This window comes from Streptomyces sp. SAI-127 (assembly GCF_029894425.1).
GTDB lineage: Bacteria > Actinomycetota > Actinomycetes > Streptomycetales > Streptomycetaceae > Streptomyces.
Genome location: NZ_JARXYJ010000001.1, coordinates 7,578,999 through 7,604,324, shown reverse-complemented (window position 1 = coordinate 7,604,324; position 25,326 = coordinate 7,578,999). Strand labels below are relative to the sequence as shown.

Annotated in this window: 23 protein-coding genes and 1 riboswitch; of the genes, 5 read left to right on the top strand and 18 right to left on the bottom strand. The window is 69.8% G+C overall.

The features are described from left to right. Window positions 1-9: 9 nt before the first annotated feature. Window positions 10-1,152, bottom strand: a complete 1,143-nt coding sequence (locus tag M2157_RS34950) for a glycosyltransferase family 4 protein (protein WP_280857060.1) — start codon at window positions 1,150-1,152, stop codon at window positions 10-12. 132 nt (window positions 1,153-1,284) lie between these two features. Between M2157_RS34950 and M2157_RS34945 the strand changes: the two genes are divergently transcribed. Beyond that, a complete protein-coding gene (locus M2157_RS34945; protein ID WP_280857061.1) occupies window positions 1,285-2,526 on the top strand; it encodes a glycosyltransferase 87 family protein in 1,242 nt (413 codons plus the stop codon). Here M2157_RS34945 and M2157_RS34940 read toward each other — a convergent pair. After that, complete coding sequence (locus M2157_RS34940) at window positions 2,484-3,797, bottom strand: MATE family efflux transporter (protein WP_280867219.1); 1,314 nt, start codon at window positions 3,795-3,797, stop codon at window positions 2,484-2,486. The genes M2157_RS34945 and M2157_RS34940 overlap by 43 nt on opposite strands. An 89-nt stretch (window positions 3,798-3,886) precedes the next feature. Between M2157_RS34940 and M2157_RS34935 the strand changes: the two genes are divergently transcribed. Further along, the gene (locus M2157_RS34935) at window positions 3,887-4,417 is read left to right on the top strand and encodes a PadR family transcriptional regulator (RefSeq protein ID WP_280857063.1); all 531 of its coding nucleotides are present in this window, start codon (window positions 3,887-3,889) and stop codon (window positions 4,415-4,417) included. Here the strand turns inward: M2157_RS34935 and M2157_RS34930 are convergent. From M2157_RS34930 to M2157_RS34910, 5 genes are all read right to left on the bottom strand, one after another. Next, the gene (locus M2157_RS34930; RefSeq protein WP_280857064.1) at window positions 4,405-5,598 is read right to left on the bottom strand and encodes a hypothetical protein; all 1,194 of its coding nucleotides are present in this window, start codon (window positions 5,596-5,598) and stop codon (window positions 4,405-4,407) included. The genes M2157_RS34935 and M2157_RS34930 overlap by 13 nt on opposite strands. A gap of 33 nt (window positions 5,599-5,631) precedes the next feature. Further along, window positions 5,632-6,648 carry a C40 family peptidase gene (locus M2157_RS34925; RefSeq protein ID WP_280857065.1) on the bottom strand — a complete coding sequence of 339 codons (1,017 nt, stop codon included), beginning with the start codon at window positions 6,646-6,648 and terminating at the stop codon, window positions 5,632-5,634. Between the two features lie 224 nt (window positions 6,649-6,872). Next, window positions 6,873-7,907: a C40 family peptidase gene (locus M2157_RS34920; RefSeq protein WP_266525717.1), complete on the bottom strand. Its 1,035-nt coding sequence runs from the start codon at window positions 7,905-7,907 to the stop codon at window positions 6,873-6,875. A gap of 209 nt (window positions 7,908-8,116) precedes the next feature. Further along, on the bottom strand, window positions 8,117-9,460 hold the full coding sequence (locus M2157_RS34915) for an NYN domain-containing protein (RefSeq protein ID WP_280857067.1): 1,344 nt from the start codon (window positions 9,458-9,460) through the stop codon (window positions 8,117-8,119). 35 nt (window positions 9,461-9,495) lie between these two features. Continuing rightward, entirely contained in the window at window positions 9,496-9,735 is a 240-nt protein-coding gene (locus M2157_RS34910; protein ID WP_020137397.1) for a hypothetical protein, read from the bottom strand. 171 nt (window positions 9,736-9,906) lie between these two features. Between M2157_RS34910 and M2157_RS34905 the strand changes: the two genes are divergently transcribed. Then, a complete protein-coding gene (locus M2157_RS34905) occupies window positions 9,907-10,647 on the top strand; it encodes a rhomboid family intramembrane serine protease (protein ID WP_280857068.1) in 741 nt (246 codons plus the stop codon). After that, window positions 10,644-10,925, top strand: coding sequence for an Lrp/AsnC ligand binding domain-containing protein (locus M2157_RS34900; protein WP_057611794.1), 282 nt, complete (start codon window positions 10,644-10,646; stop codon window positions 10,923-10,925). The genes M2157_RS34905 and M2157_RS34900 overlap by 4 nt, the downstream gene beginning before the upstream one ends. Window positions 10,926-10,928: 3 nt before the next feature. Here M2157_RS34900 and M2157_RS34895 read toward each other — a convergent pair whose 3' ends face one another. From M2157_RS34895 to M2157_RS34865, 7 genes are all read right to left on the bottom strand, one after another. Further along, a complete protein-coding gene (locus M2157_RS34895; RefSeq protein WP_280867218.1) occupies window positions 10,929-13,091 on the bottom strand; it encodes a serine/threonine-protein kinase in 2,163 nt (720 codons plus the stop codon). A gap of 68 nt (window positions 13,092-13,159) precedes the next feature. Then, window positions 13,160-14,521: an aminotransferase class V-fold PLP-dependent enzyme gene (locus tag M2157_RS34890; RefSeq protein ID WP_280867217.1), complete on the bottom strand. Its 1,362-nt coding sequence runs from the start codon at window positions 14,519-14,521 to the stop codon at window positions 13,160-13,162. A gap of 120 nt (window positions 14,522-14,641) precedes the next feature. Beyond that, a riboswitch (SAM riboswitch) is annotated at window positions 14,642-14,758 on the bottom strand. Between the two features lie 71 nt (window positions 14,759-14,829). Next, on the bottom strand, window positions 14,830-15,894 hold the full coding sequence (trpD, locus tag M2157_RS34885; protein ID WP_280857071.1) for an anthranilate phosphoribosyltransferase: 1,065 nt from the start codon (window positions 15,892-15,894) through the stop codon (window positions 14,830-14,832). Between the two features lie 118 nt (window positions 15,895-16,012). Continuing rightward, a complete protein-coding gene (locus M2157_RS34880) occupies window positions 16,013-17,656 on the bottom strand; it encodes a cytochrome bc complex cytochrome b subunit (protein WP_280857072.1) in 1,644 nt (547 codons plus the stop codon). After that, a complete protein-coding gene (locus M2157_RS34875; RefSeq protein WP_280857073.1) occupies window positions 17,653-18,708 on the bottom strand; it encodes a Rieske 2Fe-2S domain-containing protein in 1,056 nt (351 codons plus the stop codon). The genes M2157_RS34880 and M2157_RS34875 overlap by 4 nt, the downstream gene beginning before the upstream one ends. After that, window positions 18,705-19,514 carry a c-type cytochrome gene (locus M2157_RS34870; RefSeq protein WP_028809595.1) on the bottom strand — a complete coding sequence of 270 codons (810 nt, stop codon included), beginning with the start codon at window positions 19,512-19,514 and terminating at the stop codon, window positions 18,705-18,707. The genes M2157_RS34875 and M2157_RS34870 overlap by 4 nt, the downstream gene beginning before the upstream one ends. A gap of 60 nt (window positions 19,515-19,574) precedes the next feature. After that, a complete protein-coding gene (locus M2157_RS34865) occupies window positions 19,575-20,195 on the bottom strand; it encodes a heme-copper oxidase subunit III (protein ID WP_062037772.1) in 621 nt (206 codons plus the stop codon). A 145-nt stretch (window positions 20,196-20,340) separates the two neighbouring features. Here M2157_RS34865 and M2157_RS34860 point away from each other — a divergent pair, with 145 nt between their 5' ends. After that, window positions 20,341-20,742, top strand: coding sequence for a hypothetical protein (locus tag M2157_RS34860; RefSeq protein ID WP_280857074.1), 402 nt, complete (start codon window positions 20,341-20,343; stop codon window positions 20,740-20,742). Window positions 20,743-20,761: 19 nt separating this feature from the next. On the opposite strand, the gene M2157_RS34855 is transcribed toward M2157_RS34860, so the two are convergent. The 4 genes from M2157_RS34855 to coxB all read right to left on the bottom strand — a co-directional run bounded on the left by M2157_RS34855 (window position 20,762) and on the right by coxB (window position 25,249). Beyond that, window positions 20,762-22,024 (bottom strand): Ig-like domain-containing protein, encoded by a 1,263-nt coding sequence (locus M2157_RS34855; protein ID WP_280867216.1) that lies wholly within the window; start codon window positions 22,022-22,024, stop codon window positions 20,762-20,764. Window positions 22,025-22,155: 131 nt separating this feature from the next. After that, complete coding sequence (locus tag M2157_RS34850; protein WP_123988657.1) at window positions 22,156-22,554, bottom strand: cytochrome c oxidase subunit 4; 399 nt, start codon at window positions 22,552-22,554, stop codon at window positions 22,156-22,158. Beyond that, entirely contained in the window at window positions 22,551-24,293 is a 1,743-nt protein-coding gene (gene ctaD / locus M2157_RS34845; RefSeq protein ID WP_266525736.1) for a cytochrome c oxidase subunit I, read from the bottom strand. Before ctaD ends, M2157_RS34850 begins: the two co-directional genes overlap by 4 nt. Continuing rightward, window positions 24,290-25,249, bottom strand: a complete 960-nt coding sequence (gene coxB, locus M2157_RS34840; protein ID WP_280867215.1) for a cytochrome c oxidase subunit II — start codon at window positions 25,247-25,249, stop codon at window positions 24,290-24,292. Before coxB ends, ctaD begins: the two co-directional genes overlap by 4 nt. Window positions 25,250-25,326 lie beyond the last annotated feature (77 nt).

Here is a 25,326-nt window from a genome sequence, read left to right as displayed (position 1 = left end):
GGCCTCCGGCTATAGCAACGTCTTCAACTTTTCCGCCAACAAATCCCATCGCCACTTCTCCTCGACCCACTCCCGTCCCCGCTCCCCCATGCGGCTCCGCAGTTCCGCGTCGCCGAGGAGGACGACGATCCGCTCGGCGGTCTCCTCGACCGATCCGCCGCGCACGACCCAGCCCGTCTCGCCGTCGAGGACCGCGTCCGGGGCACCTCCGGAGTCCCCGGCGACGACGGGCAGACCGGTCGCGGAGGCCTCCAGGTAGACGATCCCGAGCCCCTCGACGTCGAGCCCGCCCCGGCGGGTCCTGCACGGCATCGCGAAGACGTCACCGGCGCCGTAGTGGGCGGGCAGCTCGGCCCAGGGCACGGCTCCGGTGAAGCGCACGGAGTCGGCGACACCGGTCTCGTGGGCGAGCCTGCGCAGCTCTTTCTCGTAGGGCCCGCCGCCGACGATCAGCAGAACGGCGTCGGGCTCCTTCATGAGGATCCGCGGCATGGCGAGGATCAGCGTGTCCTGCCCCTTGCGCGGCACGAGCCGGGACACGCACACGACCACCGGCCGGTCCGTCAGCCCCAGCCGCGCCCGCACGGCGTCGCCGCCCGACCCGGGATGGAAGGTCTTCTCGTCGACGCCCGGCGGCAGCTGCACCATCCGCGCCGCCGCCCGAGGCGTCAGCGCGCCGGCGATCCGCGAGCGCGTGTACTCGCCGAGGTAGGTGACGGTGTCGGTCGACTCCCCGATCCGGCCCAGCAGCTGCCGCGCGGCGGGCAGCTGGGCCCACCCGGCCTCGTGCCCGTGGGTGGTGGCCACCAGCCGCTCGGCACCCGCCCTCCTGAGCGCCGGCCCCATCAGCCCGAGCGGCGCGGCCGCCCCGAACCACACCGACGTACAGCCGTGCCCCCGCAGCAGCCCGACGGCCCTGCGGGTGGCCCCCGGCGTCGGCAGCAACATGGTCGTGGAATCCCGTACGACGGTGAAGGGCTGCTCCGCGTCGAAGGCGGCGGTCGCCTCGATGCCCTCCCGGCTCCGCTTCCAGGTGGAGGCGTAGACGACCAGGCGCTCGGGGTCGAGCCGAAGCGCCATGTTGTGCAGGAACGCCTGGATGCCACCCGGGCGGGGCGGGAAGTCGTTCGTCACGATCAGGGTCTTGTGCATCGCCGCCGACCCTACCGAACCGGCAGCTCACAGCCGGGGACGACCGCCCTTATGGCACCCTCACAGGAGAGCGGGACATCATGTTCTCCTCAAGCGACCATTTCAGGGCGACGGCGAACGGCGGGGAACCACGTGGAGACGACGGGTGTGCGGCGGTCTCTGACGTGGCTGCTGCTGACCTGGGGCGTGACCAGGCTGCTGCTGCTCCTGTTCGTCTTCAAGGTGTACGTCTTCCCCGGGCCGGACGTCACCAGTGACGTGTCGGTCATCTACCAGGGCTGGTACGACGTCCTGCGCACCGGAACGTTCCCGCAGTCGGACGTGACCTGGCAGTATCCGCCAGCCGCGGCGCTCGCGATCCTCTCCCCCGCCCTGCTGCCCTTCCTGGAGTACACGCAGGCCTTCTTCCTCATGGCCTTCGCCGCGGACCTGGCCGCCCTCCTCCTGCTGCTGTACGCGGGCCTGCGTCCCGGACGGCGGCTGCGGGGAGCCTGGGTGTGGGTGGCGGGCGTACCTCTGCTCGGCCCGACCGTCTACTCCCGTTACGACGTGATGGTGACCGCGGTGGCCGTCGCCGCGGTCCTCGCGGCCGCCCGGCATCCGAAGGTGGCCGGGGCGCTGGTGGGCTTCGGGGCGCTGCTGAAGGTGTGGCCCGCGCTGATCCTCGTCGGGATCCGCAGGCGGAGCGTCTGGGCCTCGGCGGCGGTGACGGTCGTGGTGGTGGCCGGACTGTTCTCCGTCGCGATGCCCGGGGCGTTCGCCTTCCTGACCTTCCAGCGGGAGCGGGGCACCGAGGTGGAGTCGCTGGGCTCGCTGGTCTTCCACATCGCCCGGCACCACGGCTGGGAGGGCTCGGTCCTGCTCAACTACGGCTCTGTCGAATTCCTGGGGCCCTGGGTGACCATGGTCAGCACGGCCGCGCTCGCGCTGACCGGCATGGCCTTCGGACTGCTGCTGCTGTGGCGGCTCGCGGCCACCCGCTTCGAGGCGCACACGGCGGCCGACGCGGCGCTGGTGGCGGTGCTGATGTTCACCACGACCAGCCGCGTGATCAGCCCGCAGTACATGGTGTGGCTGGTCGGTCTCGCGGCGGCCTGTCTGTGCTTTCGCGCGAGCCGGATGGGCGTGCCGGCCGTCCTGGTGCTGATGGCGTGCTTCGTGACGGTCCTGGAGTTCCCGATCTGGTTCGCGGACGTCGTGGGGAGCACCCCGCGTGGCATCGTCCTCCTGGTCGCGCGCAACGGCCTGCTGGTCCTCGCCACCGTCATCGGCATGCGCGAGCTGTGGAAGGCGACGGTCCGGAAACCGGCCCCGGAGGTCCCGGTGCCGGATCAGGCCGAGGCTCCCGCCCAGGAGGCCTCCGCCTCCTCCTGAGCCCCGGCGGGCGTCCGCCGGAACAGCACCGTCGCGACCCCGCACTGGACGGCCATCGCCAGCGCCATCGCCAGGCACACACCGGGCAGGCCGAGACCCGTGCAGCCGTACGCCAGCGCCAGCTGGACCGCCGTGCCGAGCAGCGTCACCCGCAGCAGCACCTTCGCCTGTCCACTGCCCTCGAAGACCCCGCCGAGCGCGATGAGGCAGGCCATCAGCAGCAGGTACGGCCCGACGCAGCGCAGGAACAGCACGCCGTCGTGGGCGACGTCGGGGCCCGCGCCGAAGGCGGCCATGATCCAGGGGGCGGTCACAAAGAGCAGCACCGCCGCCACGAGCCCCACCGCGCCGGACACGGCCACCGCCTCCCGCCCGATCATCCGCCGTGCGTCCCGGCCGGAGCCCCGCAGGTGCGCGGTGTGGATGGCGGCGGCCTGCCGCACGGCGTAGAAGGCCATGGTGGCCACGTACATGACCTTGTACGCGATGGAGTAGGCGGCCACCGCCGTCACCCCGAGCCGCGCCACGATCGCCACCAGGACGAGCGCACCGCCCTGGCGCACGGTGAAGTCGGCGGCCATGGGCAGCCCGGTGGTGAGCGTCGCGCGCAGCGGGACACCGGACGGAGTACCCGGGCACGACCGGAGCAGTGTGTTCCGGCGCAGGGCGAACAGCCCCACCGCGAGGGTCAGGGCCCGGCACAGCACGGTCGAGGCCGCGGCGCCCTGGACGCCGTACACATGGATCAGGAACGGATCGCACACCAGGATCAGCCCGTTCGCGAGGAGGGCGAGCCGCATGGGGGTCCGGGTGTCGCCGGCGCCCTTGAGGATGCCGTCGACGAGCTGCTGGGCGAAGAAGACGGCGATGCCGGGCATCGAGATCGCGAAGTAGGCGGTGGCCAGGGACACGGCCCGGCCGCCGTCGAGCACCAGCCGGGACAGCGGCTCGCGCAGCAGGAACCCGCCCACGGCGACCACCGGGGTGACCAGCGCCCAAAGCGCCACGCCGCCGCGCACGGCCGCCCGCACCCCGCCGGGATCCCGCGCGCCCCGGGCGTGCGCCACCAGCACGGTCGTCCCGGAGGCGAAGACGAGCGCGACGCCGAGCAGCACGTTCTCGGTGTTGGTCGCGACGGCCACGGCGGCGACGGCGGGGCCGCCCAGCCGGGAGACCCACACGGTGTTGATGATCCCGGCGGCGACGGAGGCCAGCAGACCCAGGTAGACGGGGTGGGCGAGAGCGACGAGCTGCTTGCGGTGGCTGTTCATCCAGACTCCCCCTCGATACGAGCTACCTCGAATAGAGGTAGCTCGATAAGAGGTAGCATGACGTCACGACCCCCGCAAGGAGGAATGCAGTGCTGGAGCTGTCGATCCTCGGCTTCCTCGCCGAGGAACCCCTGCACGGCTACGAGCTCAAGGAGCGCATCAAGGCGCTCACCGGGCATGTCCGCCCGGTCAGCGACGGCGCGCTCTATCCGGCGATCACGCGTCTCGTCAAGGCGGGCAAGCTCGACGAGCGGGCGGAGCCGGGCGCGAGTGCGGCCCCGCGTCGGACGCTGTCGCTGACCGACCTGGGGCGCGAGGAGCTGCTGGAGCGGCTGCGGCACCCGAAACAGGCCGAGATCACCGACCAGGTCCGTTTCAACACCGTCCTGGCGTTCCTGCGGCACCTGCCGGACCGACGGGAGCAGGCGGCCGTACTGCGCCGGCGGCTGGAGTTCCTCCAGACGCCGGCCAGCTTCTTCTACGACGGCGGCGAACCGGTGCGCGCGGAGGGGACGGACGACCTGTTCCGGCAGGGCATGCTGCGGGTGGCGCGGGCGACCGGCCAGGCCGAGCGGGCGTGGCTGACGGAGGCCATCGAGCGGTTGGATCAGCCGAACTGAGTCCGCAGATACTCCTGCCACTCGGCCGTGAAGGCCTCCAGGTCGGTGCCGAGCACCTTCGCCATGGCCTCCTCCACCGCCCCCGGCCGCTCCTTGTGCGTGCCCACGGCCCGGTAGAACGCGCGCAGCTTCGCCTCGCCCCACCGGTCCGCGATCATCCGGCAGGCCATCCAGCCGCCCTCGTAGGACTTGGCGAGCGCGGTCGCGCTGCCGCCGAAACCGAAGCTCGCGTCGGACGGCAGGGCCGTCGGCACCCGGCGCTCGGCGACGGCCTCGCCCAGCTCCGGTGCGGCCTCGGCCGGGGTGCGTCCGGTGCCGCGGTAACCGACCCAGTCGGCGTACCCCTCCGACAGCCACAGCGGGGTCGCGGCGGTGGTGTCGGCGCGGGTGGCGACATGGGTGGTCTCGTGGGTGAGCACGACCTGCCCGCCCACGGTGCCGAGGAGGCCGTACGCGTCGGGGTTGACGATGATCCGGTCCGCGGGCGCCTGTGCCGGGGCGCCGGTCTCGCCGGTGGTGACGGCCGCGATCCCGCGGTACGAGGAGGCGGGCGAGCCGAGCAGGCCCGCCATTCCCTCCACGGACTTCGGTACGAGCACGACGACGTGGCGGGACCACCCGGTGCCCCAGGCGTCGGAGACGGCGGGCACGGCACGGTCGGCCAGATCCGCGAAGGAGTGCAGCTTCTCGCCGGACTGTCCGACGCCGAGGACCATGCTGTGCTTTCCGCGGACGACGGTCACCTCGCCCTGGTCCCACAGCTGTTGCGGGGCCTTCTTGGCGGGCTTCTCACCGACGACGTACCACTGGCCGGACGCGTCCAGGGAGAGGTCCAGGGTGCGGGCGACGGTGACGGGGGCGCTGTCGTAGCCCTGGACCTGGTAGCGCAGTTCCGCGTCGGCGGTGGCGGTGGAGCCGCTGCGGTGGACGCCGGTGACCTTGTAGGACCAGGAGGCGAGCGGTACCGCGCTGACGTCCTCGAACCAACTCGCGCTGCCCGTCTCGGCGATCGCCGCCTTGTCCCGGTCGAGGACGGCGGTGGCCCGCAGGTCGAGGACGCGCTGGACGTCGGACTTCGCGGTGTCGGTGGCCGTCGGCCTCCCGCCGCAGGCCACCAGGGAGGTCAGCAGCAGGCACAGCACCACGACACCGTGTTTGGACGCCCGCCTTCGACCAGCCATGTTTCCCGATCGTACGGGTATCGGAGCCGTCGGTCAGGGGCGTGTGACCGTCGCGCCCGGCATCATGCCCACCGGGTCGTAGCGCACCGGGGCGCCGGGGTAAGGGGCGTGGACGACCTGACCGTTGCCGACGTACATACCGACGTGACTGGCGTCACCCCGGTAGGTGACCAGGTCGCCGGGCCGCGCCTGGGAGAGCGGGACCTGGTGGCCGGCGTAGCGCTGGGCCTGGGAGGTGCGGGGCAGGGAGACGCCGGCCTGGGCGTAGGCCCACTGCGTCAGGCCCGAACAGTCGAAGCCGGTGGGGCCGTTGGCGCCCCACACGTACGGCATGCCGATCGCGGACTGCGCGGCGGACACGGCGGCGGCCGCCCGGCCCGAGGGCGCCACCGCACCCGAGAGGTCGGGCATCTCCGAGCGGCCGGAGCGGGAGGCCCGGTCGTAGGCGGCGCGTTCGTCGGACGGCAGGGAGTTGAGCAGCTCGCGCGCCCTGGCGAGCTTCCTCTCGACGGTCCGCTTGTGGGAGGCGACGGCCTTGCGGCTCTTCTCCAGTTCGACGAGCTTCTGTGCCGCTTCGCTGCGCTCCTGGGCGAGTTCGCGCATGGCCTCCTGGAGGTCCTTGAGCTCACCCGCCTGGTGGGCGCTGATCCGGTCGAGGACGGCGGCCTTGTCGAGGTACTCGTCCGGGTCGTCGGAGAACAGCAGCGCGAGGGACGGGTCGAGGCCGCCGGAGCGGTACTGGGCGCCGGCCAGCGAACCGAGCGCCTCCCGCATGGAGTTGATGCGCTCCTGCTGCCGCGCGATCCCGTCCTGCGCGGTTCCGACCTCCTCGCGCAGCGAGTCGGCGCGCTCGTCGGCCTTGTTGTAGGCCTCGGTGGCGTGCTCGGCCTCCTCGTAGAGACGGTCCACCTCGGCCCGGGTGTCGTCGGACGGGGCGGCGACGGCCGGTACGGCGCCGAGCGCGGCGGCCGCCGCGGACAGCACGCACAGGGCGGCACCGGCGCCCCGGTTGAACCCGGACGTCTGGACAAGGCGGCGATGGGACCCCACGGGAAGCCGCGCTCCTTCCACTGACGGACAGAGACGTTCCCCGGCGAGGGGAAACGCGGCCGACAGTAGCCCCGCGGCGGGGACGTATCCAACGACCTCCGTGGGCACACAACGTGACACCCCGCCTATGACGCAGGTCATGGGCGGGGTGTGGAGTCAGTTGTGCTTGTCGCGATTCGCCCGAACGGGCGGCAAGTCGCCGCGATCTTGAGCAGTCGGGCGGCTCAGATCCGCACGCCGAACTGGAACGGCATGTTGTTGATCGACTCGTAGCGCACGACCGTCCCGGTGCGCGGAGCGTGGATGACCTGGCCGTTGCCCGCGTACAGGGCGACGTGGTGCAGGTCGCCGTAGAAGATGACCAGGTCGCCGACCTTGAGGTCGCTCATGCTGTAGATGCGCGTGCCGGCATTGGCCTGGGCCTGGGAGGTGCGCGGGATGGTGATGCCGGCCTGGGCGTAGGCCCAGGAGGTCAGGCCCGAGCAGTCGTAGGAGGCGGTGCCGGTGGCGCCGTAGACGTACGGCTTGCCGAGCTGGGTCTGGGCGGCGTTGAAGGCCGCCTGGGCCCGGGCGGAGGAGGCGGGGGCGTCCCCGAGGTCCACGCGCTCGGTCGCGGAGCGGCTGGCACGGGCGTCGGCGGCGGCGAGGGCGGCCTTCTCGGCGGCCGTCAGCGTGTTGAGGAGCTTCTGCGCCTCGGCGAGCTTGCCCTGAACGGCCTTCTTCTGCTTGGCCAGTTCGGTGCGGGTGCTCGAGAGGTCCTTGAGCTTCTCGGAGGCCTCGGCGCGGTCCTGGGCCAGCTCGCGCTGCTTCTCCTGGATCTTCTTCAGCGCCTCGACCTGCTGGGAGCTGAGCTGGTCCGCGGTGGACGCCTTGTCCAGGTAGTCCTCCGGGTTGGAGGACAGGAAGAGCTGGAGCGAGGAGTCGATGGTGCCGCTGCGGTACTGCGCGGCGGCCGCGAGGCCTATGGAGTCCCGCAGTTCGTTCAGGTCGTCCTGGCCGCGGGCCACGTTGTCCTGGATGGTGGAGATCTCCTTCTGGAGCTTCTCCTGCTTCTCCTTGGCGCCGTTGAGCTTCTCGGTGGCCTGCTCGGCCTGCTCGTAGAGGGCGTCGACCTTCGCCTTGACCTCGTCCTTGCTCGGCTTCTCGCTCGGCGCGGCATTGGCGGCATTGGCACTGAGGGCCACGGCGGCAGCGGCTGCGGTCGTGAGCACGGTCACGCGCGTACGGCTCGGCTGCTTGGGTCGACGGTGGGACGCCACGGAGGTGAACTCCTTCTTTTGAGTGATCACCCGCTCGGAGGTTCGAGCCCAGACCTTAGTGACCTTCCCGTGATCAGTTCAAATCCTCAGGAGCAAAATCTCGTCACGCCGTGCATTCTTTGCACATAACTCACATGCAGTGATGCCAACTTGACACTACGTTGCGTGACGATACGCCCAATTCGGGCATTAAACCTGGACTTTGATGTTTAGGACAGCCGCTTCAGAAGCACCGCGGAAGCCACCGGCCGCGCCCCCGCCTTGGCGATGCCGTCGGCGACCTCACGGTCGGTCGAGGCGACGATCACCGGCCGCCCGGGCGGCTCGGCGCGGACCAGCTGGCGGATCAACTCGTCGGCGGTGATGCCCGCCTTGGAGAACAGCACCCGCACCCCGCGCGGCGGCGCGAGCAGCACGGGCGCGGCCAGCTCCGCCCCGTCGAAGACACAGGTCACCTCTGCCCCCGTCTGCGCGGCGAGCTGGGAGAGCTGCCCGAGGAGCCTCAGGCGCTGCTTCTCCAGCGGCATCTGGGGATAGCCGGTCTTGGTGACGTTGTAGCCGTCGACCACCAAGTGCGCCTGGGGCAGGGCCAGCAGCTGGTCCAGGATGGCGGGGTCGTTCTCGGACAGCGCCCGCGCGGCGATGTCCTTCGGGGTCATTCGTCCCGGTTCGACCGCGTCCACCGTCTCGGCGGGCCGCACGGAGACCGGCGGCAACGCCAGCTCCCGCCGCAGCCCCTGGGCCGCGTCCAGAACGGTGTCCAGAAGCAGACGCACGCGCATGTCCTCGACACTGCGCCCCTCCCGCGCCGCTCTGCGCGTGGCCTCCAGAGCGGCCTCCGACTCCCCGAGGCGAGCCTTCAGGCGCCGGGACTCGCTCTCGGCGGCGGACACCTGGGTCTGCCCCTCGGTGCGTACGGTCTCCATCTCGGCCTGCAGCTTGCGCAGGGCCGCCTCACCGCGCTTGACGTCACTGAGTGCCGCGCGCAGTTTGCGGTGCAGCGATTCGGCTTCCTTCTTGGCGGACTCCAGCTCGGTGCGCAGCCGCTCGGTCTCGGAGCGCGTCTGGTCACGGGCGGCCGCGAGCTCCTCGCGCAGCCGCTCCAGCTCGGCGCGGTTCTCCTCGTCGGCGCGCTCGGCGTCCGCCCGCAGAGCCTCCTCGCCGGCCGCGGTGACCAGCTTGACCCATCCGGTCGGCCGCAGAACATAGGCCGCGGCCGCCACATCGAGCGGATCCGCGGCCGGGGGCGGCGCACCGGAGTCGAGCGCCCCGGCCAGCTCCGGCTGGGCCTCTCTGAACTTCTCCCCGATCCGCTGGCGGAACAGCGGATCGGTCTCCAGCGCGGCCGCCATGGCGTTGCCCGCGAACTTGGCCCGCCGGTTCGGCGCGAAGCGCGCGTACTGCCTGAGCTGTGCGGGCAGTTCGCCGACGGTCAGCCCGCCGAAGCCCTCCGAGACGATGTGCACGACCCTGCGCCGCACACCGTCGGGCAGCGGACGGTCGAGCACCTCGGCGGCGCCGTCGCCCGGCTCCCCGCCTTGTGTCTCCACCATCCGTCACACCCCATCACTGTGCGGGGCCGGCTCTGTCAGGAGTCGGCGCCCGGCCTGTCCACGAGTTCCACCTGGTCCACGGCATTGCACCAGCGGCACCGCACCGACTCGATCGTCTCACTGACCACCTCGCGCTCCTCGACCTTCGGCTCTCCGGCCAGGTCGAGGTGGACGTACTCGACGACCTTCGACGAGCGGGTCACGTCGAAGCGCGTGAGGTTGCCGCAGAGGGTGCAGCGCCACCGCGTCGAGGCGGTCGGGAGGGGAACCGTCATCGTGACTGTGCTCTTTCCTACTAGCCATTGTCGGTGACACACCGGCGTCCCGGTGCGTGTGGCTCGTAACCCTAAGGCCTGGCGGGTACTCGCCGCTCGGACGTCCACAGGGCCTGCCCGACGGCGAGGCGGTCTGGGCTGTTGCGTCCCGTTACGCCATGCTCTGTGTTCGTGATCAGTAACTGGAGGGTGACCGTCGGTGGAGCGAGCAGGTCGCTGTGGGGGCCGGCTCCGGTCACCTACGGTCTGATCGCCCTGTGCTCTCTGATCTTCCTGGTCGGCCCCGCCTCGGGTCTCGATCCGGCGTACGGCTCCGGGGACGCGGCCCTGGCCGCCCAGCGGGCCTACTTCCACCGCTGGGGCGTGGTCCCCGCCGAGCTCTTCGCGGACGCCCCCGGTGCCGCCCTCACGCCGGCCACCGCGCTGTTCGTGCACGGCAGCTGGGTGCACCTGCTGGGCAACATGCTCTTCCTCTACGTCTTCGGGGTGATGACCGAGGAGCGGATGGGCCGGGTGCAGTTCCTCCTCTTCTACGTCGGCTGCGGCTACCTCGCCCTGCTGGGCTACGCGGCCGCCAACGCCGACTCCGAGCAGTCCCTGGTCGGTGCCTCCGGGGCGATCTCGGCGGTCCTCGGCGCGTTCCTGTTCCTGTTCCCCGGGGCCCGGGTGACCAGTCTTCTGCCGTTCCTCTTCTTCCTCCCGCTGCGTTTCCCGGCCTGGGTCGTCCTTCCCTTCTGGGCGGCCCTGCAGTGGCTGGCGGCGGGCCGCGCCTCCGACGGCCCGGGGGTGGCCTATCTGGCCCACCTGGTGGGCTTCGGCCTGGGCCTGGTCTTCGCGTGGGTGCGTTTCGGCCGTGGCACTAGAGTGAAGGCCGCCCCAGCTCCGTCCCCCGAGGGAGAGAACCAGCCGTGATCACCGCGATCGTCCTCATCAAGACCAGCGTGGACCGGATCCCCGAGATCGCGGAGCGGATCGCCGCGCTGGAGTCCGTGAGCGAGGTCTTCTCCGTCACGGGCACCTACGACCTGATCGCCATGGTCCGGGTCAAGCAGCACGAGGACCTCGCCGAGGTCATCCCCGGCAGCATCAGCAAGATCCCGGGCGTGGAGGGAACGGACACGCACGTGGCGTTCCGGACCTACTCCCAGCACGACCTGGAGGCCGCGTTCGCGATCGGCCTCGACGGCTAGGGCCTAGGAGTCGAGCGCGAGCACGGTGATGCCGTCGGCGGTCGCGACGTACACGCGGCCGCTTCGGACGACCGGCGACTGGTTGCCGACGGAGGCACCGCCCTCGACGCGCTTCTGCCAGGTCTGCTTGCCCTTGCGGTTGACGCCGTAGAGCGTCGAGCCGTGGCGTACGTAGACGGTGTCGCCGAAGACCGTCGGGTTGCTGTACTGGCTTCCCTCGTCGGTGAAATGGAAGGACCACGCCGTCGACCCGTCGGCGGGGTCCAGGGCGACGAGTTCGTAGTCGGAGGCGGTGACGCCCAGGCCGCCGAAGGGCACGCAGGTGAAGTAGCGGCTGCCGTACACCTTGTCGTTGGTCGAGTCCCACAGCGGCTTGCCCTTGCGGCCGATGCCGTGCAGCATCTGCTCGCCGCCCGATCCGACCACCAGCGTGTCGCCGACCAGCGCGGGCCGCCCGGTGTCGAGGCCGGCCGCCGTCTCCCAGAGCCGCTTGCCGGTCTTCGCGTCCAGCGCCTGCACCCGGTCCCCGAAGGTGCCGACGTAGACCACCCCGTCCGCCACCATGGGCTCACTGGTGGGCGCGGGGCCGGTGGGCGTGGACCAGCGCACGCTGCCGTCGGGGGCGTAGGCCCGCACCCCGCCCGCGTCCGAGCCGTCGCCGTAGGACACCAGGATCAGTTGCCCCGCGGTGACCAGGAACTGGCTGTTCGCGGCGAACGCCCTGGTCCAGCGGACCTTGCCGCCCCGGCCGAGCGCGCACAGCTTGGAGGCGCCCTCCTGGTCGTCCTCCAGCAGGCAGTACACGCCCTGCGCGGTGGCGAGCGGGGACATGGCCTCGGCGCCCAGTGCGGTGTGCCAGAGGGTCCGCCCGTCCAGGTCCAGGGCGTGCAGCGAGCCGTCCGCGCCGCCGACGTACACCCGCGTGCCGTCGGGCGAGAGGGCGGCGCAGGGGCCGCGCCGCCCGCCGAGCCCCTGGACCTTGTACTGCCAGCCCGTCGCGGGCTTACCCGTCACGGACCCCGCACCGGCCGCCCCGGCGGCCATCCCGCCCGTCGCGGATCCGTCCGAGGAATCCCGCAGCCACAGCCACCCGCCCACACCGCCGGCCGCCACGACCCCGGCACCTCCCACCGCGGCCCGCAGCAGCCGGCGCCGGGACGGCGGAGCGGGCGTCGGTGAGCCATGGGTGACGGCGGGGACGTCCGTGACGGTCACGGGCGCCACGTACTCGACCCGGCTCTCCCGCTCCCCCGAGTCGTGAGCGGGAACCCAGCGCGCATCGCTCTGCGCGGCCTCGGGCTCCTTCGCGGCACCGGGGCCGTACCACCCCGCCCGCAGTCCCTCGCGGAGCGATCCCGCGGTGTGCCCCGCGGCCGCGACCAGTTCCGCGGGCGTCGGCCGCGCGCCGGGGTCGTCCCGCAGACACGCCTCCACCAGTGGCAGCTGTTCCTCCGGTACGGCGGACAGGTCGACGTCCCCGGTCAGGATCCGCAGCAGAACGACCGAATCCTGCCCCTCGCCGAACGGTTCCTTGCCGCCGGACGCGTACGCGAGGACCGCGCCCAGGGAGAAGACGTCACTGGCCGGCACCACCTGGGCGCCGTTGCGGATCTGCTCGGGAGAGAGATAGCCGACCGACCCGACGACCACGCCGGTCCGGGTCAGTGCCGTGCCCTCCAGAGCCCTGACGATCCCGAAGTCGATGACCCTGGGCCCGTCCGGCGAGAGCAGGATGTTGGAGGGCTTGAGGTCCCGGTGCACCAGCCCCTTGGCGTGGATCGCGGCGAGCGCCTCGGCGAGCGCGGCCGCCAGCAGCCGTACCGCGTCCGCGGGCAACGGCCCCCGGTCGAGCACCGCGTCCCGCAGGTTGGGCCCCGCCACGAACTCGGTCGCCATCCACGGCCGCGCGGCCTCGGTGTCCGCGTCCACGACCCGTGCGGTGTACGTGCCCGCCCCGCCGACGGTCTGCGCGGCCCGCACCTCGTGCCGGAACCGGGCGCGGAAGGTGCGGTCCTCGGCGTGCTCGGCCCGTACGACCTTCACGGCCAGCCGCAGCCCGCCCCGCGCCTCGGCGAGATACACCTCGCCCATGCCGCCGGACCCGAGTCTGCCCAGGACCTCGTAGGGCCCGATGGTCCGCGGGTCCGTCTCGCGCAGCTCCTGCACCCCGTGCTCCCCCTGCTTTCCGTACGGCTGCTGAGGGGGAGCGTATACGCGCGCCGGACGCCGGTACGTCAGACGGCCGGGACGCAGCGGCCTTCCTCGGTGCGGTACGTCCACTTCGCGCCGTCCGCGACCAGTTCCTTCACGGCCCGCACGAACCGCTCCACGTGCTCGTCCGGTGTGCCCGCGCCGAAGCTCACCCGGATCGCGTTCAGGGACTTCTCGCCGGGCGCGGCCTCGGGGGCGCCGCACTCGCCCTGGGACTGCGGGTCGCTGCCGAGGAGGGTGCGGACGAGGGGGTGGGCGCAGAAGAGGCCGTCGCGGACGCCGATGCCGTACTCGGCGGAGAGGGCGGCGGCGAAGTGGGAGCTGTTCCAGCCCTCGACGACGAAGGAGATCACGCCGACGCGGGGGGCGTCGTCGCCGAAGAGGGACAGGACGCGGACCTCGGGGACCTCGGCGAGACCCGCCCTCACCTTCTCGATCAGGTGCTGCTCGCGGGCGACCAGGGTGTCGAAGCCGGCCTCGGTGAGGGCCCGGCAGGCGGAGGCGATGGAGTAGGCGCCGATGACGTTCGGCGAGCCGGCCTCGTGGCGGGCGGCGCTCTCGTGCCACTCCACGTCCACTCCCCCGTCCTCGCGCCGCGTGACCTTGCGGCTGGCGCCGCCGCCCGCGAGGTAGGGGTCGGCGGCCCGGAGCCAGTCGGCGCGGCCGGCCAGGACGCCCGAGCCGAAGGGGGCGTAGAGCTTGTGGCCGGAGAAGGCGACCCAGTCGACGTCGAGGTCACGGACGCTCAACGGGTGGTGCGGGGCCAGCTGGGCCGCGTCCAGGACGATCCGGGCGCCGTGCGCGTGGGCGGCCGCCGTCAGCTCGCGGACCGGCCACAGCTCGCCCGTGACGTTGGAGGCGCCGGTCACGCAGACCAGGGCCGGGCCCCGGGGGTCGCGGTCGGCGAGGGCCTTCTCCAGGGTCTCGACGGCCTGCCCCGGGGTGCGCGGGGCGTCGAGGTAGGTGACCCGGGCGTCCTTCCACGGCAGCAGCGAGGCGTGGTGCTCGGTCTCGAAGACGAAGACCTGGCAGTCGGCGGGGAGGGCGGCGGCGAGGAGGTTGAGCGAGTCGGTGGTCGACCGGGTGAAGACCAGCTGGTCGTCGTCCCGGCAGTCGAGGAACTCGGTGACGGTCCTGCGGGCGTTCTCGAACAGGTCGGTCGACAGCTGCGAGAGGTAGCCGGCACCGCGGTGCACGCTGCCGTAGTAGGGCGCGTAGGCCGCCACGTCGTCCCAGACCCGCTGCAGGGCGGGGGCGCTGGCCGCGTAGTCGAGGGCCGCGTAGGTGACCTCGCCGCCGGTGACGAGCGGGACGGTGACATCTCGCCCCAGAACAGGCAGCTGGTCACAAATGGTCCGGGCGGGGGCAGCGGTGGAGACAGACATGGGGAACTCCCGTGAAAAGAAAGGTGAGATGGGTGTGCGGAGGCGGGGCTCGGCGCCCTATCGCATTCGCTTGCTCACGGAAGACTCCCTCGAATGACCAGGACCCCTGGTTTCGAGAGGGGCCCGCGCTTGCCGTAGACCTCGCTGCCTACGGCCTGGTCCTCACCCGGGGCACCCCGCCACGGACGGAGGGTTGCCGGACAGTCGGCCGGGGCCTCATGACTGTCACTCATGACCTGGTACAGAAACGTACGTGAAGTGATCGCGGTCCCGCAACCCGTGTCCGGATGACGGGACCGCGATGCCCGTCACGCGTGGCTCGCGGCCACCCAGCGATCCAGTGTGCGCCGGGCGGACCCGGAGTCGATCGACTCGGCGGCCTTCGTCATGGCGGCGCGGATCTGCTCGGCCAGCGTCCCCGGACCCGGGTCCAGCGCCACCAGCGCCGCCGCCGAGTTCAGCAGTACGGCGTCCCGGACCGGGCCCTTCTCGCCGTCCAGCAGCCGCCGCGCGACCTCCGCGTTGTACGACGGGTCCGCGCCCCGCAGTGCCTCCACCGGGACCAGCTCGATGCCCACGTCCCGCGGGTCGAAGCTCTGCTCGGTGACCTTGCCGTCGCGCACGACCCACACCCGGGAGGTGGACGTCGTGGTCAGCTCGTCGAAGCCGTCGTCGCCGCGGAAGACGAGGGAGGAGTTGCCCCGCTCGGCCAGGACGCCGGCGATGAGCGGCGCCAGGCGGGGGTCGGCGACGCCCACGGCCTGCGCCTTCACCTTGGCCGGGTTGGTCAGCGGACCGAGCGCGTTGAAGGTGGTCCGGATCCCCAACTGCCCTCGTGCGGCGGCCACATGACGCAGCGCCGGATGGAACTTGATCGCGAAGCAGAAGGTGATCCCGGCCTCCTCGGCCACCTCGGCCACCCGCTTCGGCGTCAGCTCCAGATTGACGCCGAGCTTCTCCAGGACGTCCGAGGCGCCGGACGCGGAGGAGGCGGCCCGGTTGCCGTGCTTGACGACCTTCGCGCCGGTGCCGGCGATGACGATCGCCGACATCGTGGAGATGTTCACCGTCTTGGCCCCGTCGCCGCCCGTGCCCACGATGTCGACGGTCCGGCCCGGCACCTCGATGACGTTCGCGTGCTCGTACATCGTCCGGACGAGCCCGGTGATCTCCTGGACGGTCTCGCCCTTGGCGCGCAACGCCACCGCGAACCCGGCGATCTGCGCGTCGGTGGCCTCGCCGCGCATGATCAGGTCCATCGCCCACGCGGTGTCGTCGGCGGAGAGGTCACGGCCTTCCAGCAGGCCGTTGAGCAGAGCGGGCCAGGAACGGCCCGCCGCGGTGTTGCCTCCAGCGGGGGTCACAGCGCTCATGGGGCCGCTCCAGGTGTCGTAGAACAAGGTGCTCCCACCCTATCCAGCCCAGGGCACGGCAAAGGGCCCCGTCCGGTGTTCGGACGGGGCCCTTCATCGCGCGTGGCGAGCGCAGCGATCAGTGGTGGCCGTGGCCGCTCGTGATCTCCTTGTACTCCTCGACGGTGGGCTTGGGGATCTGGGCCTCTTCGCCGTAGTACGCCTCGCTCAGCTTGGCGCGCAGCTTCTCAGAGCCCTTCACCTTGCGCTCGACGCCGTTCTCGTCGACCGTGGCACCGATCGCGGCCGGCTCGTACTGCTCGTGCGCCGTGAGCGTGTGCAGCTGCTCCTGGCTGAGCGGCTCGTGCACCTCGATGAACTCACCGTGCGGCAGGCGCTTGATGATGCCGGACTCGCGGCCGTGCAGCACCTTGTCCTTGTCGCGGCGCTGGAGGCCGAGGCAGATCCGCTTGGTGGCGATGAACGCGAGGACCGGGGCGACGAAGAACGCGACCCGGACGAACCAGGTGATGGCGTTGATCGACAGGTGGAAGTGGGTGGCCCAGAGGTCGTTTCCACCACCGATCAGCAGCACCATGTACCAGGTGATCCACGCGACGCCGAAGGCGGTGCGCGTCGGCGCGTTGCGCGGGCGGTCCAGGATGTGGTGCTCGCGCTTGTCGCCGGTGACCCAGGACTCGATGAACGGGTAGACCGCGATCGCGACCAGGACCAGCGGGAAGATCACCAGCGGGATGAACACACCCAGGACGAGCGTGTGGCCCCAGAAGTTGATCTCCCAGCCCGGCATGACACGGATCAGGCCCTCGGAGAAGCCCATGTACCAGTCCGGCTGGGCGCCCGTGGACACCTGGTCGGGACGGTAGGGGCCCATCGACCAGATCGGGTTGATCGAGGCGATCGCCGAGATGGCCGCGATGACACCGAAGACCAGGAAGAAGAAGCCTCCGGCCTTGGCCATGTAGACCGGCAGCAGCGGCATGCCGACGACGTTGTTGTTCGTCTTTCCGGGGCCCGCGAACTGCGTGTGCTTGTGGTAGAAGACCAGGATCAGGTGGCCGACGACCAGGCCGAGCATGATGCCCGGCAGCAGCAGTACGTGGATCGAGTAGAAGCGGGCCACGAAGTCGCCGCCCGGGAACTCGCCGCCGAAGAGGAAGAACGACAGGTACGTGCCGACGATCGGCACGGACAGGATCGCGCCCTCCATGAAGCGGACACCGGTGCCGGACAGCAGGTCGTCCGGGAGCGAGTAGCCGGTGAAGCCGGTGAACATGCCCAGGACGAACAGCAGGAAGCCGAACAGCCAGTTGACCTCACGCGGCTTGCGGAACGCGCCCGTGAAGAACACGCGCATCATGTGCACGAACATGCCGGCGAGGAAGATCAGCGCCGCCCAGTGGTGGATCTGCCGGATCAGCAGACCACCGCGCACATCGAAGGAGATGTGCATGGTCGAGTTGAACGCCTCGGACATCAGCTGGCCCTGCAGCGGGACGTAGCTGCCGTGGTACTCCACCTCGTTCATCGACGGGTGGAAGAACAGCGTCAGATACACACCCGTGAGGATGATGATGATGAAGCTGTAGAGGCAGATCTCGCCCAACATGAACGACCAGTGGTCGGGGAAGATCTTGCGCATGTTGGCCTTGGCCAGGGAGTAGATCCCCAGGCGGCCGTCGGCCCAGTCGGCGACGCGCTCGCCCGCCGGTGCCTTGTCGCGCCGCGCCCCGTTGGCCGCGGTGCTCTCGTTTGTGCTCATCCGCGCTCCCAGAAAGCAGGACCGACGGGCTCCTCGAAGTCGCCGAGCGCTTGGAGGTAACCCTGGTCGTTCACACCGATGCGCAGCTGCGGCAGGGCGTGACCGGCGGGGCCGAAGATCACCCGGGCACCGTCGGAGAGGTCGAAGGTGGACTGGTGGCAGGGGCAGAGCACGTGGTGCGTCTGCTGCTCGTACAGGGAGATCGGGCAACCCACGTGGGTGCAGATCTTCGAGTACGCGACGATCCCCTCGTGCGACCACTCGAGCTCGCGCTTGTCCTTGATGTTGTCCGGCTGGATGCGGATGATCATCAGGGCGGCCTTGGCGATCTCGGTCTGGAACTCCTCGTCGTGCTCCTCCAGGCCCTCGGGCTTGGCGAAGGTCAGCGAGCCGACCGCGACGTCGGAGGGACGCAGCGGCTCGTTGGTGTTCATGTTGACGAGCTGGAGGCCCTTGCGCCACATGGTGTGGCGGAGCTTGGTGCCGGGCAGCGGGCCGAGGTCGCGCAGCAGCATGACGCCGGAGAGCGGGAACAGGGCCAGCGCGCCGAACATCGTGTTGCGGATCAGCTTGCGACGGCCGAGCGCCGACTCCTTGGCGCCCTGCTTGAAGTCCGCGTGGACCTTCTCGCGGACCTCGGGGGACGCCTCGATCGGGTGGCGCTCGTCGGCGATCTCCTCGTCGGACATCAGGGTGCGGGCCCAGTGGACCGCACCCGCGCCGATCGCGAAGAGGGCGAGACCGAGGGTCAGGCCCAGCGCGAAGTTCAGCGCGTTGATGTGCCCGATCGGGAAGACGAAGATCGACTTGTCGTGGGGGATGCCCACGTACGAGGCGATGAACCCGACGGTGGCCAGCATCGACACCGTGAACAGCATGGCCACCGTGCGCTCGGACCGCCTGGCGGCCCGCTCGTCGATGTCCTGCACACGGTGCTCGTGGGGCGGGAGGCCGGGGTCCGCGAAGGGGTTCTTCTCGTCCGCGACGCCTACCGCGCCGTGCGCGTCCTGCTCTGCGGGCAGGTTCTCTTCTGGAATGTCTTGGCTACTCATGACTTCTTGGCCTTTGCGGTCCGAGCGGCGACCCAGACGGCGACCGCGATCAGCGCGCCGAGGCCGAAGATCCAGGCGAACAGGCCTTCGGAGACCGGGCCGAGACCGCCCAGCTCAAGGCCGCCGGGGCTCACGGTGTCGTCGCCGTTGACCGCGTTCAGGTACGCGATGATGTCCTTCTTGTTCTGCTCCGACAGCGTGGTGTCGGGGAACGACGGCATGTTCTGCGGGCCGGTCTGCATGGCCTCGTAGATGTGCTTCGGGTCGACACCCTCGAGGCTCGGCGCGAACTTGCCGTGCGTCAGCGCGCCACCCTTGCCGGTGAAATTGTGGCACTGCGTGCAGTTGTCACGGAAGAGCTCGCCGCCCTTGGCGATGTCGGCACCGTCGGGGCCGTACTGCGCCTCGGTCGGGATGCTCGGACCCGCGCCCAGCGAGGAGATGTACGCGGCCAGCTGGTCGATCTCGGCCTGCGTGTAGATGACCTTCTTGCGCGGAACCTGCGCGCCCGGCTGCTGGGCCGGCATGCGGCCGGTGCCGACCTGGAAGTCGACGGCCGCGGCGCCCACGCCCACGAGGCTCGGACCGTCGGAGGACCCCTGACCGCCGGTGCCGTGGCAACTGGCGCAGCCAACGGCGAAGAGCTTCTTGCCCTCGTCGATGGCCAGGGACTGGGCGGTTTCATCTGCCTGCGCCTTGCTCGCGGGTGCGAACACGGCGTACAGCCCCCCGGTGCATGCCAGCGCGAGGAGTAGGACGACGAGCGCCGCCAGCGGGTGGCGTCGTCGTGCGGAGAGCTTTTTCACGGATTACCCCGGTGTCAGGATCTTCTGCGTCGATGCTTGCGATGTCGGGAGCGGGCCCGGCTACTTGATCAGATAGATCGTGGCGAAGAGGCCGATCCAGACGACATCGACGAAGTGCCAGTAGTAGGACACGACGATGGCCGCGGTCGCCTGTTCGTGGGTGAACCGCTTCGCCGCGTACGTACGGCCGAGGACGAACAGGAAGGCGATGAGGCCGCCTGTCACGTGCAGACCGTGGAAGCCGGTGGTCAGGTAGAAGACCGACCCGTACGGATCGGACGAGAGGGAGATCCCGTCCTTCTTCACCAGCTCGGTGTACTCGTAGATCTGACCACCGATGAAGATCGCACCCATGATGAAGGTGATGATGAACCAGCCCCGGAGCTTCTTCACGTCACCCCGCTCGGCGGCGAAGACGCCGAGCTGGCAGGTGAGGGAGGAGAGCACCAGGATCGTGGTGTTCGTCGCCGAGAACGGAACGTTCAGGGCGTGCGCCATCTCTTTCCAGTGATCAGGACCCGTCACCGATCGCAGGGTGAAGTACATCGCGAAGAGGGCCGCGAAGAACATCAGCTCGGAACTCAACCAGATGATGGTTCCGACGCTGGTGAGGTTCGGCCGGTTGACCGACGGGTGCGCGTGCCCGGTTGTCTCTGTCGTTGCTGTCGCCACGACCGACATTATGTCGGTCGCTTATCCCGCCCTCACCCCGGGGGGTGCCGTTCGGAGTGTCTCCCTGCTCCGGACCGGTGTTGACGTGGTGTTCAAGGGAGTAGCATCCGGCCCAACGGGCCTGTCCTTACGACGCTGACGTCACGGAGGAACAATGCAGCCGACCGCCACGGTGCTGGTCTACAGCGACGATTCCAACACCCGCGAGCAGGTACGGCTCGCCGCGGGCCGTCGGCCGGCTCCCGACGTCCCGTTGGTCGAGTTCCTGGAGTGCGCGACGCCTGCGGCGGTGCTGAAGGAGCTGGACAAGGGCGGGATCGACGTCTGTGTGCTGGACGGGGAGGCCGTGCCCATGGGGGGCATGGGGCTCTGCCGGCAGATCAAGGACGAGGTCTTCCACTGCCCACCGGTGCTGCTGCTGATCGGGCGGCCGCAGGATGCGTGGCTGGCGACGTGGAGCCGGGCGGAGGCCGCGGTGACCCATCCGGTGGATCCGGTGGAGTTCGCCTCGGCGCTGGCTTCCCTGCTGCGGGACCGGAAGGCCTTGAGCGCCTGAGAGCCGCTCCCACGTCCCTCTAGATGCTCTGTGGCCTCAGCCTTGCCGTCTGGTCGGGGCCGGAGCCGTCCGGGGTGCCGGCCACCAGGGCGCTGCCGTCGCGCCATTTCTTCCAGTCGAGGTTCCAGTCGCCGAAGCCGTTGCCGAAGGTCTCCATCGTGTGGCCGTTGGAGTTGATGACCTGCACCACGTCGCCCTCGTGGACGGTGTTGAAGAACCACTCGGCGTTGGACGTGCTCATGCCGGTGCAGCCGTGGCTGACGTTGGCGTAACCCTGGGAGCCGACCGACCACGGGGCGGCGTGGACGTACTCACCGCTCCAGGTGACGCGGGTGGCGTAGTAGACCGGGAGGTCGTACGACTCCGAGGAACCCTCGGCGATCCCGATGCTGGTGCCGCGCATACGTACGAAGTACTCCTTGCCCAGCACGACCTTGACGCCGTTGCGGGTGTCGAAGCCCGGCTTGCCGGTGGTGACCGGGAGCTCCTTGATGACCTCGTCGTTCTTGTAGACCTTCATCGAGTGTGACGAGGCGTCCGTCACGGCGATGATGCGGTCGCCGGTGGTCAGCTTCAGGGGCTTCGCCTTGCCGCCCCAGAGCCGGTCGCCGATCTTGATGCCCTCCAGGTCGCTGCGGACCTGGAGCGTGGCGTGGGCCGGCCAGTACTCCCTGGGCCGGTAGTGGAGCTCCTTGTCGTCCACCCAGTGCCAGGCGCCCGGTACGGCGGGCGTGGAGTCGACCCTGAGGGCGCGTTCTATGACGGCCCGCTGAGCCTTGTCCTTGACGGGTCTGTCCAGCGTGGCGGTGACGGGCTGGCCGACGCCGTACGTGCCCGACTTGGGACCGAAGGTGACCTTCAGGCGCGTCTTGCCCAGAGGCTTGCTGGTGTCGAAGTCGAGGACCTTGCGGCCCGGTGCCCCGTCCTCGTCCTCGGTGCTCACCCGGACGGTGTAATGGGCGTTTGCCGCCAGCGGGGAGGTGCTGCGCCAGCGAGTGCCGTCGGCAGAGAGTTCGCCCGCCAGATAGCGGCCTGTGGCGTCCGTGGCCGTGACGTCGGTGATGCGGCCGTCGTCGTCCTCGGCGGTGACCTCGAGCGGCTTGTCCGGGTCGGCCTTCTTGCCGTCGCCGGTGGGCGCGTTGAAGGCGATCTGGTCCGCCGCGTCGAACGGCGTGGCCGCCAGCGGGTTCCCGTCGGACCCGCAGGCGGCGGCGCTCGCGCCGAGGGCGATCACCAGCAGCGTGCAGCTCACGAGGATGCGGGTACGCGGTGCGTGGTTCATGACTTCACGCTAGGAAGCGCCGTCAAGAACGGCGCGCTGAGTGACTCGTACGAGGGACAAGGATTGCGGCAGAAGAAGGAGCCCGGACCCTCCTGACGGAGTGTCCGGGCTCCTGTTGAGCTCCGCTCGTGCTACTGCGTGCGGTTCTCACCGCGGTAGTACTCGAAGACCCAGCCGTACAGGCCGATCATGATGACCGGCACCGAGAAGTACAGCAGCCACCAGCCGATCGCGACCGACAGGAAGGCGAGGGCGCCGCCGAAGCCGAGGGCGAGCGGCTGCCAGCTGTGCGGGCTGAAGAACCCGACCTCGCCGGCGTCGTCCGCGACGTCGGCCTCCTTGTTGTCCTGCGCGCCGGCGTCCACCCGCTTGGCCGTGAAGCCCAGATAGAAGCCGATCATGATGGACAGCCCGAAGGCCAGGAAGAGCGCGGTGGTACCGGCCGGCTCCTTCGACCACACGCCATAGACGATCGCCATGACGAGGATGAAGACGCTCAGCCAGATGAACATCCGTCCCTGGATCTTCACTTGCCGGCCTCCTTGCCGCCGTTGCCGGCCAGAGCCTTCTCACCGTGACCGGAGTTCTCGAGCTGGTCGAGCGCGGCGATCTCGGGGTGGTGCAGGTCGAACGCCGGGGATTCGCTGCGGATCCGCGGCAGGGTGAGGAAGTTGTGGCGCGGCGGCGGGCAGGAGGTCGCCCACTCGAGCGAGCGGCCGTAGCCCCACGGGTCGTCGACGCCGACCGGCTTGCCGTACTTGGCCGTCTTCCACACGTTGTAGAGGAACGGCAGGATCGACAGGCCGAGCACGAACGAGCTGATCGTCGAGATCGTGTTCAGGGCGGTGAAGCCGTCGGCCGCCAGGTAGTCGGCGTAACGACGCGGCATGCCCTCGGCGCCCAGCCAGTGCTGGACCAGGAAGGTGCCGTGGAAGCCGATGAACAGCGTCCAGAACGTGATCTTGCCGAGGCGCTCGTCGAGCATCTTGCCGGTGAACTTCGGCCACCAGAAGTGGAAGCCGGAGAACATCGCGAAGACGACGGTGCCGAAGACGACGTAGTGGAAGTGCGCCACCACGAAGTACGAGTCCGAGACGTGGAAGTCCAGCGGAGGCGAGGCCAGGATGACACCGGTCAGACCACCGAAGGTGAAGGTGATCAGGAAGCCGGTGGCCCAGAGCATCGGGGTCTCGAAACTCAGGGACCCCTTCCACATCGTTCCGATCCAGTTGAAGAACTTCACGCCCGTCGGTACGGCGATGAGGAACGTCATGAAGGAGAAGAACGGGAGCAGCACACCGCCGGTGACGTACATGTGGTGCGCCCACACCGTCACGGACAGACCCGCGATCGCGATGGTCGCCGCGATCAGACCCATGTAGCCGAACATCGGCTTGCGGGAGAAGACCGGGATGACCTCGGAGATGATGCCGAAGAACGGCAGGGCGATGATGTACACCTCTGGATGGCCGAAGAACCAGAAGAGGTGTTGCCACAGCAACGCTCCGCCGTTCGCGGCATCGAAGACGTGTGCCCCGAATTTCCGATCCGCCTCCAGCGCGAACAGCGCGGCGGCGAGAACGGGGAAGGCGAGCAGGACCAGCACCGCGGTCAGCAGCACGTTCCACACGAAGATCGGCATGCGGAACATGGTCATGCCGGGCGCGCGCATGCAGATGATCGTGGTGATGAAGTTGACCGCACCGAGGATCGTGCCGAAGCCGGAGAAGGCCAGACCCATGATCCACAGGTCGGCGCCGATGCCCGGCGAGCGGACCGCGTCCGACAGCGGGGAGTAGGCGAACCAGCCGAAGTCGGCCGCACCCTGCGGGGTGAGGAAGCCACCGACCGCGATCGTCGAGCCGAACAGGTAGAGCCAGTAGGCGAACATGTTCAGCCGCGGGAACGCCACGTCGGGCGCGCCGATCTGCAGCGGCATGATCCAGTTGGTGAAGCCGGCGAACAGCGGCGTCGCGAACATCAGCAGCATGATCGTGCCGTGCATCGTGAACGCCTGGTTGAACTGCTCGTTCGACATGATCTGCAGACCCGGCCGGGCCAGCTCGGCGCGCATGAAGAGCGCCATCACGCCGCCGATGAGGAAGAACGCGAACGACGTGACCAGGTACATCGTGCCGATGGTCTTGTGGTCAGTGGTGGTGAGCCACTTGATCACGACACTGCCGCGGTTCTGGCGCCGGACCGGCAGCTCGTCCGTGTAGTGGGACCCTGCTGCCGCGGCACCCTGGGGTTCGTTGAGGATGCTCACAGGTTCGTCGTCTCCCGGTCCTTCTCGTGGGCGGTCTGCTCGATGCCCGCGGGAACGTAACCGGTCTGCCCCTTCTTCGCGAGGTCCTTGAGGTGCTGCTCGTAGCGCTCGGGGGAGACGACCTTCACGTTGAACAGCATCCGGGAGTGGTCGACGCCGCAGAGCTCGGCGCACTTGCCCATGAAGGTGCCCTCCTTGTTCGGAGTCACCTGGAAGGCGTTGGTGTGGCCCGGAATCACGTCCTGCTTCATCAGGAACGGCACCACCCAGAAGGAGTGGATGACGTCACGCGAGGTGAGGACGAAGCGGACCGTCTTGCCCTTGGGGAGCCAGAGGGTCGGTCCGGGGTTGCCGGTCTGCGGGTTCCTCGTGGCGGGCGTACCGAAGTCGTAGACACCGCCGGCGTTCGCCGGGAAGTCGTTCTTGAACCGGGTCGGAATGGCGTCCAGGTTCTTGTCGGTCTTCGCGTCGCCCGTCGAACCCGCGACGGGCTCGATGTAGTTGAAGGCCCAGCTCCACTGGTAGCCGACGACGTTGATGGTGACGTCGGGCTCCTTCTTGAGGCTGAGGAGCTTCGACTCGTCGCGGGCCGTGAAGTAGAACAGGACCGAGACGATGACGAGCGGAACGACCGTGTACAGCGCCTCGATGGGCATGTTGTACCGGGTCTGCGGAGGAACTTCGACCTTGGTGCGGCTGCGCCGGTGGAAGATCGTGCTCCACAGGATCAGGCCCCACACCAGCACGCCGGTGGCCAGCGCGGCTGCCCAGGAACCCTGCCAGAGGGAGAGGATCCGCGGAGCCTCTTCCGTGGTCGGGGTGGGCATACCAAGGCGGGGGAAGTCCTTGTATGTGCAGCCGGTGGCGGTCGCCAGGACCAGGCCCGCGGTCATTGCCTGCAGCAGCTTCCGCCGCATCGGGCGCCGCGGCGAGCGGTCGGAGCCGTTGGGACTCACGTAGCGCCTTCCCGAGAGTCTCGCCCGCGCGGATTGGCTGCGGCCTGCCCTTACTCGGTGGTCGGTCGCCGCCCTGC

Excerpts from the sequence above, each read along its gene's own strand:
- M2157_RS34950 (WP_280857060.1), bottom strand. The coding sequence starts at position 1,152 with ATGCACAAGACCCTGATCGTGACGAACGACTTCCCGCCCCGCCCGGGT.
- M2157_RS34940 (WP_280867219.1), bottom strand. The coding sequence starts at position 3,797 with ATGAACAGCCACCGCAAGCAGCTCGTCGCTCTCGCCCACCCCGTCTAC.
- M2157_RS34930 (WP_280857064.1), bottom strand. The coding sequence starts at position 5,598 with ATGGCTGGTCGAAGGCGGGCGTCCAAACACGGTGTCGTGGTGCTGTGC.
- M2157_RS34915 (WP_280857067.1), bottom strand. The coding sequence starts at position 9,460 with ATGGTGGAGACACAAGGCGGGGAGCCGGGCGACGGCGCCGCCGAGGTG.
- M2157_RS34910 (WP_020137397.1), bottom strand. The coding sequence starts at position 9,735 with ATGACGGTTCCCCTCCCGACCGCCTCGACGCGGTGGCGCTGCACCCTC.
- M2157_RS34890 (WP_280867217.1), bottom strand. The coding sequence starts at position 14,521 with ATGTCTGTCTCCACCGCTGCCCCCGCCCGGACCATTTGTGACCAGCTG.
- trpD (WP_280857071.1), bottom strand. The coding sequence starts at position 15,894 with ATGAGCGCTGTGACCCCCGCTGGAGGCAACACCGCGGCGGGCCGTTCC.
- M2157_RS34880 (WP_280857072.1), bottom strand. The coding sequence starts at position 17,656 with ATGAGCACAAACGAGAGCACCGCGGCCAACGGGGCGCGGCGCGACAAG.
- M2157_RS34875 (WP_280857073.1), bottom strand. The coding sequence starts at position 18,708 with ATGAGTAGCCAAGACATTCCAGAAGAGAACCTGCCCGCAGAGCAGGAC.
- M2157_RS34865 (WP_062037772.1), bottom strand. The coding sequence starts at position 20,195 with ATGTCGGTCGTGGCGACAGCAACGACAGAGACAACCGGGCACGCGCAC.
- M2157_RS34860 (WP_280857074.1), top strand. The coding sequence starts at position 20,341 with ATGCAGCCGACCGCCACGGTGCTGGTCTACAGCGACGATTCCAACACC.
- M2157_RS34855 (WP_280867216.1), bottom strand. The coding sequence starts at position 22,024 with ATGAACCACGCACCGCGTACCCGCATCCTCGTGAGCTGCACGCTGCTG.